General features: G+C 38.7%; 12 protein-coding genes. 11 read left to right on the forward strand and 1 reads right to left on the reverse strand.

The features are described 5' to 3' along the window. The first annotated feature begins 108 nt into the window (after positions 1-108). From aroC to crtW, 8 genes are all read left to right on the forward strand, one after another. A complete protein-coding gene (gene aroC / locus ACM0OS_RS08595; RefSeq protein WP_414542758.1) occupies positions 109-1,197 on the forward strand; it encodes a chorismate synthase in 1,089 nt (362 codons plus the stop codon). A 14-nt stretch (positions 1,198-1,211) separates the two neighbouring features. Then, entirely contained in the window at positions 1,212-1,652 is a 441-nt protein-coding gene (locus ACM0OS_RS08600; RefSeq protein ID WP_414542759.1) for a DUF29 domain-containing protein, read from the forward strand. Positions 1,653-1,753: 101 nt separating this feature from the next. After that, entirely contained in the window at positions 1,754-3,541 is a 1,788-nt protein-coding gene (locus ACM0OS_RS08605; protein WP_414542760.1) for a hypothetical protein, read from the forward strand. Between the two features lie 212 nt (positions 3,542-3,753). Continuing rightward, positions 3,754-4,008, forward strand: coding sequence for a SemiSWEET transporter (locus ACM0OS_RS08610; RefSeq protein ID WP_414542761.1), 255 nt, complete (start codon positions 3,754-3,756; stop codon positions 4,006-4,008). Between the two features lie 21 nt (positions 4,009-4,029). Then, positions 4,030-5,664 carry a B12-binding domain-containing radical SAM protein gene (locus ACM0OS_RS08615; RefSeq protein ID WP_414542762.1) on the forward strand — a complete coding sequence of 545 codons (1,635 nt, stop codon included), beginning with the start codon at positions 4,030-4,032 and terminating at the stop codon, positions 5,662-5,664. A 31-nt stretch (positions 5,665-5,695) separates the two neighbouring features. Further along, a complete protein-coding gene (locus tag ACM0OS_RS08620; protein WP_414542763.1) occupies positions 5,696-5,884 on the forward strand; it encodes a CPXCG motif-containing cysteine-rich protein in 189 nt (62 codons plus the stop codon). Between the two features lie 20 nt (positions 5,885-5,904). Then, positions 5,905-6,354 (forward strand): SRPBCC family protein, encoded by a 450-nt coding sequence (locus tag ACM0OS_RS08625; protein ID WP_414542764.1) that lies wholly within the window; start codon positions 5,905-5,907, stop codon positions 6,352-6,354. Positions 6,355-6,838: 484 nt separating this feature from the next. Continuing rightward, positions 6,839-7,627: a beta-carotene ketolase CrtW gene (gene crtW, locus ACM0OS_RS08630; protein ID WP_414542765.1), complete on the forward strand. Its 789-nt coding sequence runs from the start codon at positions 6,839-6,841 to the stop codon at positions 7,625-7,627. Between the two features lie 108 nt (positions 7,628-7,735). Here the strand turns inward: crtW and fabG are convergent, their stop codons facing one another. After that, complete coding sequence (gene fabG / locus ACM0OS_RS08635) at positions 7,736-8,482, reverse strand: 3-oxoacyl-[acyl-carrier-protein] reductase (RefSeq protein WP_414542766.1); 747 nt, start codon at positions 8,480-8,482, stop codon at positions 7,736-7,738. Between the two features lie 217 nt (positions 8,483-8,699). Here fabG and trxA point away from each other — a divergent pair, with 217 nt between their 5' ends. The 3 genes from trxA to ACM0OS_RS08650 all read left to right on the forward strand — a co-directional run bounded on the left by trxA (position 8,700) and on the right by ACM0OS_RS08650 (position 12,333). After that, the gene (gene trxA / locus ACM0OS_RS08640; RefSeq protein WP_414542767.1) at positions 8,700-9,017 is read left to right on the forward strand and encodes a thioredoxin; all 318 of its coding nucleotides are present in this window, start codon (positions 8,700-8,702) and stop codon (positions 9,015-9,017) included. 232 nt (positions 9,018-9,249) lie between these two features. Further along, the gene (locus ACM0OS_RS08645; protein ID WP_414542768.1) at positions 9,250-9,726 is read left to right on the forward strand and encodes a MarR family winged helix-turn-helix transcriptional regulator; all 477 of its coding nucleotides are present in this window, start codon (positions 9,250-9,252) and stop codon (positions 9,724-9,726) included. Positions 9,727-10,191: 465 nt separating this feature from the next. Further along, positions 10,192-12,333, forward strand: coding sequence for an ATP-binding protein (locus tag ACM0OS_RS08650; protein ID WP_414542769.1), 2,142 nt, complete (start codon positions 10,192-10,194; stop codon positions 12,331-12,333). Positions 12,334-12,654 lie beyond the last annotated feature (321 nt).

A 12,654-nucleotide genomic window follows, 5' to 3' on the forward strand; every position in this document is an offset into this window, starting at 1 on the left:
GCGTCTTGGCGGTTAGTTCTCAAAATCAAGATAACCGAAAAACTTGTCATTTTCTTAAGTGATAACTTTCGGTACAATACATAAGCCTCACTCATTTTCTTCAATATCATGGGCAATACTTTCGGACATCTATTTCGCATCACTACATTTGGCGAGTCCCACGGCGGCGGTGTGGGGGTGATAATTGATGGCTGTCCTCCCCAACTAGAAATCTCCGCAGCAGAAATTCAAGTAGAGTTAGACAGAAGAAGGCCAGGACAAAGCAAAATCACCACACCACGCAAAGAAGCTGATACTTGCGAAATACTGTCTGGGGTATTTGAAGGTAAAACCTTGGGAACACCCATAGCTATTATGGTGCGGAATAAAGACACCCGTCCCCAAGACTACGACGAGATGGCCTTGAAGTATCGCCCATCCCACGCAGATGCAACCTATGATGCTAAATATGGCATTCGTAATTGGCAAGGTGGCGGTAGATCGTCAGCACGTGAGACAATAGGTAGAGTTGCCGCAGGTGCGATCGCTAAAAAAATTCTGCGTCAAGTTGCCAACGTGGAAATTATCGGTTACGTCAAGCGCATCAAAGACTTAGAAGGCGTAATAGATCCCAACACCGTCACCTTAGAACAAGTCGAAAGTAATATTGTCCGCTGTCCCGATGCCGAATGTAGCGATCGCATGATTGAATTAATTGAGCAAACTGGCAGACAAGGTGACTCCATCGGTGGTGTAGTAGAATGCGTAGCGCGGAATGTCCCCAAAGGTTTAGGCGAACCAGTCTTTGATAAATTAGAAGCTGATATTGCCAAAGGCGTCATGTCTCTCCCAGCTAGCAAAGGCTTTGAAATTGGTTCGGGTTTTGCCGGCACACTATTAACAGGAATTGAACATAACGACGAATTTTATATTGATGAAAACGGAGAAATTCGCACCGTAACTAACCGTTCTGGCGGTATTCAAGGAGGAATTTCCAACGGCGAAAATATAATTTTAAGAGTTGCCTTTAAGCCCACAGCCACAATTAGAAAAGAGCAAAAAACAGTTACTAATGAAGGTGAAGAAACTTTATTAGCTGCCAAAGGACGACATGATCCTTGTGTATTACCTCGTGCAGTCCCAATGGTTGAGGCAATGGTAGCTTTAATATTGTGTGACCATTTATTGCGGCATCATGGCCAGTGTCGAGTGTTGTAATTCGCAATTTTAGGATGACTCAAGAAACGGGTTATGAACAAGACTTTCTGTTATGGACGCAACAACAAGCCGAGTTGTTGAAAAACGGACATTGGGCTGAGTTAGACATTGAACACTTGGTAGAGGAACTAGAGGCGTTGGGGCGCAGTGAACAAAAAGAACTTGGTAGTTATTTACAAGTACTATTAATGCACTTACTCAAATGCCAGTATCAGCCAGAACGCCGAACCAAAAGCTGGGATCATACCCTTAACAACTGTAGAGACAAAATTCAAGATTGCTTAGAAGATACACCCAGTTTACAGCGTTATCTTCACAACCCAATGTGGAAACAAAAATACTACCGTCGTGCTTGTCGAGACGCAGCTAAAGAAACTCAAAAATCAATAGAGACATTTCCTGCTGAATGTCCGTTTACAATTGAGCAGATTCTTGATCCCAACTTCTTAGCTTGAAAGAAAGAGCAAGATTTATATTCTGACTAGACCTTTCGTCATGCCATTGCTATAGTAGCATATATTACATTATTTTTGGCATTGATACGGTGTCTATCAGTATGGGCAAAGATGATCAAATTCGGTTCAAACACTTTGCAGAACTAAAGTGTAAATACCAAGCAACTCAATGTGAAGATTTATCACCTTCTAATTTGTTGTATCTGATTTTGCGGAAAATTGACTTAGAAATTGAACTTAATGAATTAGAATTCAATTGCTTGAAAGAGAATAGACTTTTTGAAACCATTGAAATTTTTCAATTACAAAAGTTTAAGCTGGGAGAAAGAAAAAGACTAGAAGCTGAGTTTTCTCATCTTAAAGCCAAGTATAAAGTCTCCAAAACTTGGGAATTTTCAGTAGAGAGTTTTTTATATCCTATACTTTGGAAACTTGACTCAGGAAATAATTTGACTGATTCAGAATTACAATTCTTGCAAGATAATAAACTTACTCAAATCGTTGCAATTGTTCAGGATATAAGAAAATTTTCTGTTTTGAAGCAAAAGTATCAAGCCACTAAATTCCAAGATTTATCTCCAGATAGTAAGCTGTACAAAATACTACTTAAAATAGACACAGAAGCAAGTTTAAGTGAATCTGAATATGAGTGGCTACTTAATCATGAACTCTTTAAAACAATAGAAATTTTTGAACAACAAGAATCTGCAAAACAGGCTAAATTTACCCAACTTAAAATTAAGTATCGAGCAAGTAAATACCCAGATACATCGCTATCCAGTAAACTATATTTAATATTACAAAAACTTGATACAGAGACAAAACTCATTTCTTCAGAAATTCACTGGTTAGAACAACAAGGACTTACGGACACAATTAATATTGCAGAGGAACTTGAAAAAAAACGAGAATTCATTGCTTTGAAGGTTAAGTACAAAGCAACTAAATACACAGATTTATCATTGAGTAGCGATTTATATAACCTGCTTAAAAAAATTGATACACATCCTCAGCTAAATAAGAGTGATATCAAATATTTAAGGGGAATTAATCTAACTGAAACAATTGAATTTGCCAATCAAAAATATGCTTCTATTTTGAAGTCAAGGATAGAATCGGGCGGAGTTCTGAGCGACGCAGAAATTGGATGGCTAAGAAATAATAAATATGAAGATATCATTATTTTAGCTCAAGAAAAGCACTTTGCAATTCTCAAGAGAAAATATTGCTTGATAGCTCCTGCATTACCCATAGAGCCATTGTACGAAATTATGCTAAAACTTGAAAAACAAGAACGTTTAGATGCTGTATTAGTTGTTCAGCTTATAGAAAAAGGTTTGTTATCTCATGATGGAATGATAGCTCGTGCATATTACAGATTGGAAGCAGAATTTTATGAGAGTGAAATGAAACGGACTGGAAATAAATGGAGTATCCCAAATGCTAGTAGTTGTTGGCGTAAAGCAAAAGAACCTGAACAGGCTTTAAAAATTACAAATTTAGACTTAAATAAAATTAATGATAATAAGCTCAAATCAGCTATTTCAGTATCTAGAGGTGCAGCCTTTAGAGACATTGATAAATTAGATAATGCAGAAATCTGTGCAATGCAAGCTATTGATTATCAACCTGATACTCATCAACCTTATACTTTAATGGGTGCTATCTGTTATGACAGATATCAGTATGATAAAGGTAATGTTTGGTTTGAAAAAGCTATTCAGCGTGGAGCTGAAACTGAAGATATTGATGCTGAAATCAAAAGAATACTCAAGAATGCCAAGAATGATGACAAACGAGATGAAGCAGCACAGTATCTTTTGAAAAAAGATGCAAAACGCTATGCTTGGGCTAAAGATTATCTCAACAAGCAGAATCCTCAGAAATAAAACCGATATTTTCAATTTTTAAATTGTAGAGATTTTATGTACAATGTCTCTACAATTAAACTTATTAAACACAAAATTATGTAATTATTCACTAGCTTTAAAAACCTGTTTATACGTCAACATTCCCTTGGCGATATTGGCGACTTGGCGGTTCGTTTAAAAAGTAATTTTAAAACTCAGATATAATTCCTATATATTACAACCTAACATATATGGAATTTATCACGCTATTAGGATTATTTGCCGCCACTTTAACAACTAGTGCCTTTTTGCCCCAAATGTTTAAAACATGGCAAACAAAATCAGCCAAAGATGTATCTTACATCATGTTGATTACATTTATGAGTGGTCTTTTTTTATGGTTGATTTATGGAATATATCTCCAAGCTTTGCCGATTATTCTTGCTAATGGTGTGACTTTGTTTTTTAACCTGATAATTCTATGGCTTAAAATTAAATATAGATAAACTTGCTCCTAATAAACACCTGTGACATCATCTCTATTTGCCTCTGAACGCCTCTTATTCACCCCCACAACCCCCCATACCGATGCTATCCCGCTAATTTTCGCCTTTCCCAATGAGTACACTGTGGGGATTACTAGCCTTGGCTATCAGGTGGTGTGGGCAACTTTAGCCATGCGTGATGATGTGCAGGTAAGTCGCTTATTCACCGATATTCAAGAACAACTTCCCAGAAATCCGGAAATTGTGGGATTTTCTATTTCTTGGGAACTCGATTATGTAAATATTTTAAATTTACTGGAATCTCTAGAAATTCCCATTCGGGCTAACTTACGTACTGAAAATCATCCCCTAGTATTTGGTGGCGGCCCGGTGCTGACTGCTAACCCTGAACCTTTTGCCGACTTTTTTGATGTCATTTTACTAGGTGATGGGGAAAATCTACTGCCGAATTTTATTGAGGCGTACAAGGAAGTCAGAAACGCTTCTCGACAAACTCAACTCAAAGCACTGGCGCAAGTCCCCGGAATTTATGTTCCTAGTTTGTATGATGTGGAATATCACACCAAAGATGGGGAATTGAAGTCAATTAAACCGATTTTTCCAGAAATACCCGCAGTTGTGCAAAAACAAACCTATCGGGGAAATACCCTATCAACATCAACTGTAGTCACAGAAAAAGCCGCCTGGGAAAATATTTACATGGTGGAAGTGGTACGGAGTTGTCCAGAAATGTGCCGCTTCTGTATGGCGAGTTATCTCACATTACCTTTTAGAACAGCCAGTTTAGAAGGTTCTTTGATTCCCGCCATTGAAAAAGGCTTAGAAGTAACCAAGCGATTGGGTTTATTGGGAGCTTCTGTGACGCAGCATCCAGAGTTTGAGTCGTTACTAAATTATATTAGTCAGCCAAAATACGATGATGTCCGTCTGAGTATTGCCTCTGTGCGAACCAATACTGTAACTGTGCAGCTTGCCGAGACTTTGGCAAAAAGAGACACGCGATCACTTACCATTGCTGTAGAAAGTGGTTCCGAAAAACTCCGCCAAATCATCAACAAAAAGCTGCATAACGATGAAATCATCCAAGCAGCGATAAATGCCAAAGCTGGCGGCTTAAAAAGTCTCAAACTCTATGGTATGGCTGGAATCCCCGGTGAGGAACCAGAAGATTTGGCACAAACCGTAGACATGATGCTGAGTATCAAAAAAGCCGCACCAGGACTGCGGTTAACGCTGGGATGTAGCACCTTTGTACCCAAAGCCCACACACCATTTCAATGGTTTGGAGTCAATCGCCAAGCCGAAAAGAGGTTGCAATTTTTACAAAAAAAACTCAAACCTCAAGGCATAGAATTTCGCCCAGAAAGCTATAATTGGTCGATTATACAGGCTTTGATATCCAGAGGCGATCGCCGACTTTCCCAACTACTAGAATTAACCCGTGAATTTGGTGATTCCTTGGGTAGCTACAAACGTGCTTTCAAACAACTCAAAGGACAAATCCCCGACTTAGAATTTTACGTCCACGCCAATTGGTCAACCGAGCAAATCTTACCTTGGAATCACTTGCAAGGGCCTCTGCCACAGTCTACACTACTGAAACACTTGGCTGAGAGCTTGCCATCAACCAAACAACTACAACCATTAATCAATTAAAATTACGAATTACGAACTACGAACTACCTCAATGCAAACCACTGCTGAGTATTACTGTGCCTATTGCGGGGAACCGAACTTAACCTTTATCGATTTGAGTGCTGGTTGTCAGCAATCTTATGTAGAAGATTGTCAAGTGTGCTGTAATCCAAATATTTTATATGTGCGGGTTGATGAAGATACTTTAGATATAGAGATTGATACTGAGTCTGAAGGTTAAATTTTTACGTTTTACTTTCCATGCTGCACTTTCAACATTCTTCAGTGATTAATGCGCCACCCGAAGTAGTTTGGAAATTTCACGAAAGACCTGATATTTTGCAACTACTGAACCCACCTTGGCAACCAGTTCAAGTAGTCCGCCGTGAAGGAGGCCTGGAAGTGAGTGCTATTACCGAATTTCGCCTATTTTTAGGGCCTTTACCTTTAACTTGGTTAGCACGACACACCGAATGTGAGCCAAATCGCCTGTTTATTGACGAACAGATATCTGGCCCTTTTGACTCTTGGATACATCGACATGAATTTGCCCCAGAAAATGGTAAAACCAGGCTCACTGATGCTGTTGCTTTTTCAATGCCAGGTGGAGACACAGTTGAATTTATCAGTGGTTGGTTAGTCAAAGCACAATTAGAAGCGATGTTTCGCTACCGTCACCATGTGACTAAACGCGAGTGTGATTCACGATAAATACTGTCTTCGAGGGTGTTTGCAAGTCAAATTTGATTTTCTCTCGAAGATTTCATCCTTTAGGCTTGCTTACCTATGCACTAGAGATAGATAGCATTAAATGTCCAGGAAAATATTATGTATAGTGTCATCTACGACCTTACATCCCCCATATAGTGCCAAAAAATAAGTATCTTGGCTAATACCGAAAATCCACTTTAGTGGACTGAAAACTATGCTATTAAGAGAAACAATGGCAAGTATCAATTCTTAAATGAGCTTACTAGCTATAAATACCATATTTAGCTGTGTTTTTAGTTACATTGATTGATTTGTTAACTGAAAAGGCAATAGCATGTGTAATAATAGTTAAAGTATCTTAATATTTCTATATTTTTATCAAGAACATAAGTACTATCTATTACAAAACACTAATCACTACAAAATTTTCTTCCTAGTGGTTGGTGTATTTTATCTTGACTATAATAATACGCGGAGTAAAAGCGTGATTCAGTTACAACAACCATATAAACATCAAATAAAAACTACCCCAGTAGTGGAAAGAGATATTTCTTTGGGGGGGATTTTTATAGCTATAGTCATTATATTTTTATGGGCTATGAGCTTGTTTTTTTTATTAACTATTGACATTACAAAATTTAAATTTTGGATGTTATTAACTATCATTTTTGGGCAAACATTTTTATCTACAGGATTATTTATTACGGCGCATGACGCTATGCATGGGGTGGTTTTCCCCCAAAATATCAAAATTAATCATTTTATTGGATCATTAAGTGTAACTCTTTATGGTTTCTTATCTTATCCAAAACTCTTAAAAAAGCATTGGTCACATCATCACAATCCAGCCACTACTACAGACCCAGACTTTCATGATGGTAAGCATAAAAATTTTTTTGCTTGGTATTTTTATTTCATGAAGCGTTACTGGAGTTGGCGACAAATGATTGGCATCACCATTATTTATAATATAGGAAGGTGCATATTACATATACCAATGGCCAATTTAAATTACTTTTGGGTAATTCCTGCACTTTTAAGTTCATTACAATTATTTTATTTTGGAACTTTTCTCCCCCATCGGGAGCCAATAAATGGATATATCAGTCCTCATCATGCCGAAACTATCAACCGTCCAATTTGGTGGTCATTTATTACTTGCTATCATTTTGGCTACCATAAAGAACATCACGAATACCCTCATATTCCTTGGTGGCAACTACCTGAAATTTATAAAATCTCTTGTTTGATTGTTAAGAAAGATGTGGGGTAATGGATAGTTGTTAAGGAGAGGGGAGATCAAGATTTAGTCCAGGTAGGGTTTGTTGAGGCTCAGATCCCTGACTTATTGAAAAAGTCGGGGATCTCTAAATACGCTTGATTATGCCATCACCATACCGCCATCAACATTAAATACTTGTCCAGTGATGTAGGCGGCAGCAGGATCGGCAGCGAGGAAACGCACCATGCCGGCTACTTCTTCTGCTTCACCGTAGCGACCTAAGGGGATGAATTTTAAAATATCTTCGGTGTTGCTGAGATTGCTAGTCATGTCGGTGACAATAAAACCAGGGGCCACAGCGTTAACTGTGATGCCGCGAGAAGCCAATTCTTTAGCAACGGTTTTCGTAAAGCCGATGACACCTGCTTTGGCAGCGCTGTAGTTAGCCTGACCTGGATTACCCATTTGTCCAGCGACGGAGGCAATATTGATAATGCGCCCAGAACGTTGTTTGAGCATGATTTTACTGGCCAGCCGTGTGCATAAGAAGACACCAGTGAGGTTAGTATCAATAACAGCTTGCCAATCTTCAGGCTTCATCCGTAACAATAGTGTGTCACGGGTAATACCTGCGTTATTGACCAAAATATCAATGCGTTTGAACTTCTCGATAGTGGTGTTAAATAATGCGTCTACTTGATCAGCTTGAGAAACGTTAGCTTGCAGGGCGATCGCCTGACCACCGGCGGCATTAATTTCTGCAACTACGTTATCAGCAGCACTGCTAGAACTAGCATAATTGACGACTACAGTGGCTCCTTGGGATGCGAGTTGCAGGGCGATCGCTCTCCCAATTCCTCTTGATGCACCTGTGACAATTGCTACTTTGTCTTGTAATAAACTCATTTAATATTCCTCAAACTTGGAGATACCGCGCTAATGATCTTATTGTGATTTGTGCCTGGAATTTTCAGAATTTCAAGTTTTTCAATTGAGAAAATTATCTATAATTTGGGGATGAGATCAAAAATTTAGCAACAATAAAAACAAAATTATTTTACGACAATTCTTGAATGTACGCATTACTATTAAAAGCAATCCATAGAAAATTGGTGTGTATCACATGGCTAATAAAAAACAATTCAACAGTTTTGAAGAAATGCTATCTGGTTCTGATGTACCTGTCTTAGTGGATTTTTACGCCGATTGGTGTGGCCCTTGTCAGATGATGGTGCCGATTTTAGAACAGGTGAATGCCCAGCTAAAAGACCGTTTGCGTATTGTCAAGATTGACACGGAAAAGTATGCAGCGTTAGCAAGTCAGTACCAAGTTGAAGCTCTCCCAACGCTGGTACTATTTAAGCAAGGTCAGCCTGTAGATAAAATTGAGGGTGTGATGCAAGCCCCACAATTGGTACAACATCTGCAAAATTTCATTTAAGAAATATTAATATCTAGAGACGCGAAATTTTGCGTCTCTAGATATTAATCTGGGTTAAAGTTTTTATTTACGAAGTAGACGCATTCCGTGGAACAATGTTAGGCAACGGCATTAGTGTCTATAGTTATATTTGGGACTGTACGATTCTCTTGTTAACATTAGTAGGCTTGACCCTTATTTGTGGAAAACTTGATCCACAAGTAGCAATGTCATCAGGAGAACAACAAGTATTATGAAAGCCGATAAACCTACCCAGGGCGCAACTTCCGAAGAATGTGCTGCCAAAGTAATGGAGACAGTTCCATTAGTGATGCGGTTTATTCGCGCGGATATGCGGGTTCATAGTGCGGCTTCTTTATCAATACCACAGTTGCGATCGCTAGCATTTCTTAACCGCAATCCAGGTGCTTCACTATCTGATTTAGCAGAACATTTAGGTGTCACCTGTGCCACAGCATCAGCCACAACAGAAAGGCTAGTACAACGCAACTTAGTACAACGTATAGATGATCCCCAAGAACGGCGGCGAGTCCTTCTGAGTCTAACTGAAGAGGGTAAACATCATTTAAAGCAATCTCAAGACCAAACGCGCGCTCATATTGCCGAACTTCTGGATAATCTGACACCAGAACAAATTTCCCATATTGAAGAAGGGTTAGGTCTACTCAAAAATGTCTTCGAGCGAACAGAAATTAAACCTAGCCAATGAATGAGGCCTATTTTTAATTAGCAATGTTGCCAATATCCTAATATGTTTAAGTATATATACTTATTTATCTGGCTTGGTTAATCAAGTGCAATTTAATTTATCATCGATATTATAGATAATAAAAAAAATTTAGCAGTAGGAAATAAAGCTGATGACAAAGCTAGCTTTTAACTTGATATTTTTGATGAATCAGTAGACGCTTCAGAGTGTAGTCTCGGCATTACATTACAAGCTACCTGGTTCAACCTCATGTTGATGTCGCTTATGCTCATAATACATTACCTTGAGCTAGTAAAGCGATCGCTCCTCAAAAACCACCCAATTACATTAACGCTCACCATATTTTTATTTTTCGACTTTCTGTTACTAGCATGATCACCATTTGGTAATTATCTTGTAGCCTAATCTGATTAATAAAGTGGAGCTTGAGATTAGTTCCTATGCGAGTCAAAAACTAGAGTACCTATGTCAGAATTTATATCAGCATTATGGACTAATCTATTTAGCGCAGGAGCATTTATCCCTCATGGACACTGCTATTTATGGCAAAGAAATTTAGTCTGGCTACATTTAGGATCTGATGCACTGATTGCCATAGCGTATTATTCGATTCCCAGTACCTTATTTTACTTTGTTCGTAAGCGGCGAGATTTACCGTTTGATTGGATTTTCTTGCTGTTTAGTGGATTTATTGTAGCTTGTGGCACTACGCACTTAATGGCCATTTGGACACTTTGGCATCCAACTTATTGGCTATCGGGGTTCATCAAAGCCGCAACTGCAATCGTATCTGTGTTAACAGCAATAGAACTAGTACCTTTAGTACCAAAAGCACTAGCACTTCCTAGTCCTGCTCAACTGGAAACAGCCAATGAAGAACTGCAAACACAAATAACTGAGCGGCTACGGATAGAAGAGGAGTTGAGAAAATACCAGAATCATCTAGAAGAATTAGTGGTTCTGCGTACCCATGAGCTGACTACAACCAACGAGCAATTACAACAAGAAATTGCCGAACGTCAGCGCATTCTAGAAGTTTTACGCCAAAGCGAAGAACGCTACCGTTACTTGGCTGAGGCAATTCCTCAACTCGTTTGGACAAGTAATGCTGAAGGGGAATGTGATTATTTTAATCAAAATTGGTGCGATTACACTGGGCTAACATTAGATCAATCTTTAGGTTCTGGCTGGTTAGCAGCATTGCATCCAGAAGATATAGAAAAAACAGTCCAAGTGTGGTCTCATGCTGTTAGTAGTGGTACTGTATACGAAATTGAATATCGCCTCAAATATGCTGCCGATGGTTCTTATCGCTGGCTGTTAGGGCGAGGCTTACCGCTCAAAGATTATCAAGGGCGTGTAGTTAAGTGGTTTGGTACTTGTACCGATATCCACGAACAAAAACAAATTTTCCAAAAACGAGCGCAATTAATTGAATTAGAACAAGCAGCAAGAACTAAAGCAGAAACAGCAAATCAGATTAAAGATCAATTTCTGGCTGTACTTTCCCATGAGTTACGTACTCCTTTGAATGCTATTCTTGGCTGGTCTAAGTTATTACAAAGCCGTAAGTTTGATGCAGCACAAACATCTCAAGCACTAGCCACAATCGAGCGTAATGCTACTTTACAGGTGCAACTAATTGAGGACTTGCTGGATATATCCAAAATTTTACAGGGTAAGCTAGCTCTAACAATTATTCCTATCAACTTAGAAACTGTAGTCTTGTCTGCACTAGAAACAACGCGTTTAGCGGCAGAAAGTAAGTTAATTCAAGTAAAGCCAATATTTGCACCGAATGTGGGGCAAGTGATGGGTGATTCGGCTCGCTTGCAGCAAGTTATTTGGAATCTGCTTTCCAATGCTGTCAAATTTACACCCAAGCAGGGGAGAGTAGAAGTACAAGTCAATCAAGTTAATGACTTTGCTGAAATCATAGTTACTGATACAGGGAAGGGAATTAGTAACGATTTTTTACCATATGTGTTTGATTATTTCCGCCAAGCAGATAGCAGTTCTACAAGAACATTTGGTGGCTTAGGTTTGGGGCTGGCAATTGTCCGTAATATTGTCGAAATACATGGTGGTACGGTAAAAGCAGAAAGCCCTGGTGAGGGACAGGGGTCAACATTTACTATCCAGTTACCTCTAATTACAGATAAAACTATAAACATGGCTGATGAACCTAATCAAGATTCCTTCTTAGATCCTCAATCTTTATCCTTGACTGGAAGGCAAATTTTAGTTGTTGATGATGATCCTGATTCCCGCGATTTTATTACTTTCGTCTTAGAGGATGATGGGGCTGAGGTGATTTCACTATCTTCAGCTTTGGCCGTATTACAAACCCTCAAAAGTGTCAAACCAGATGTGTTGGTGAGTGATATTAGTATGCCGGAAATGGATGGCTATATGCTCATTCATGAAGTGAGAAATTTGACACCAGAACAAGGGGGAGATATTCCCGCGATCGCCTTGACTGCTTTTGCTAGTCACCATGACCAAGAAAAAGCATTAAAAGCAGGGTTTCAGATGCATTTAGCTAAACCTTTTAATCCTGAAGAATTAGTAGCAGCCATTGTGCGTCTGATTAATCACCGCCAGTAAACGAGTTATGGTTGCTTCATCACGTCCTCATGGACGACTTATCACTAAATTACTCAATTTTATCACTTGATATTGCTGTCTCCTGCCTAAAAATAACAGTAATTAATTTTATAGGCAATCTGACAATAAATATATATATTTTTCCATAATCTACCCAGAATTTATCAGGTGTAGTGTAATTTACTTTAGCCACCTTAATTGATGCCAACTGATCACCCTTTAGACAGACGAGTTCAAAATTCAAAACAGTTAAATTTTTGAGCTATGTGATCTTTAATTGTGCATAAAAAAATGCATATTTTGAGTTCATGATGCGACCAT

Origin of the sequence: Nostoc sp. CCY0012 (assembly GCF_963920855.1) — a bacterium.
Taxonomy (GTDB): domain Bacteria; phylum Cyanobacteriota; class Cyanobacteriia; order Cyanobacteriales; family Nostocaceae; genus Cyanocohniella.

Excerpts from the sequence above, each read along its gene's own strand:
- ACM0OS_RS08625 (WP_414542764.1), top strand. The coding sequence starts at position 5,905 with ATGCTGCACTTTCAACATTCTTCAGTGATTAATGCGCCACCCGAAGTA.
- fabG (WP_414542766.1), bottom strand. The coding sequence starts at position 8,482 with ATGAGTTTATTACAAGACAAAGTAGCAATTGTCACAGGTGCATCAAGA.
- aroC (WP_414542758.1), top strand. The coding sequence starts at position 109 with ATGGGCAATACTTTCGGACATCTATTTCGCATCACTACATTTGGCGAG.
- ACM0OS_RS08605 (WP_414542760.1), top strand. The coding sequence starts at position 1,754 with ATGGGCAAAGATGATCAAATTCGGTTCAAACACTTTGCAGAACTAAAG.
- ACM0OS_RS08650 (WP_414542769.1), top strand. The coding sequence starts at position 10,192 with ATGTCAGAATTTATATCAGCATTATGGACTAATCTATTTAGCGCAGGA.
- ACM0OS_RS08645 (WP_414542768.1), top strand. The coding sequence starts at position 9,250 with ATGAAAGCCGATAAACCTACCCAGGGCGCAACTTCCGAAGAATGTGCT.
- ACM0OS_RS08620 (WP_414542763.1), top strand. The coding sequence starts at position 5,696 with ATGCAAACCACTGCTGAGTATTACTGTGCCTATTGCGGGGAACCGAAC.
- trxA (WP_414542767.1), top strand. The coding sequence starts at position 8,700 with ATGGCTAATAAAAAACAATTCAACAGTTTTGAAGAAATGCTATCTGGT.
- ACM0OS_RS08600 (WP_414542759.1), top strand. The coding sequence starts at position 1,212 with ATGACTCAAGAAACGGGTTATGAACAAGACTTTCTGTTATGGACGCAA.
- ACM0OS_RS08610 (WP_414542761.1), top strand. The coding sequence starts at position 3,754 with ATGGAATTTATCACGCTATTAGGATTATTTGCCGCCACTTTAACAACT.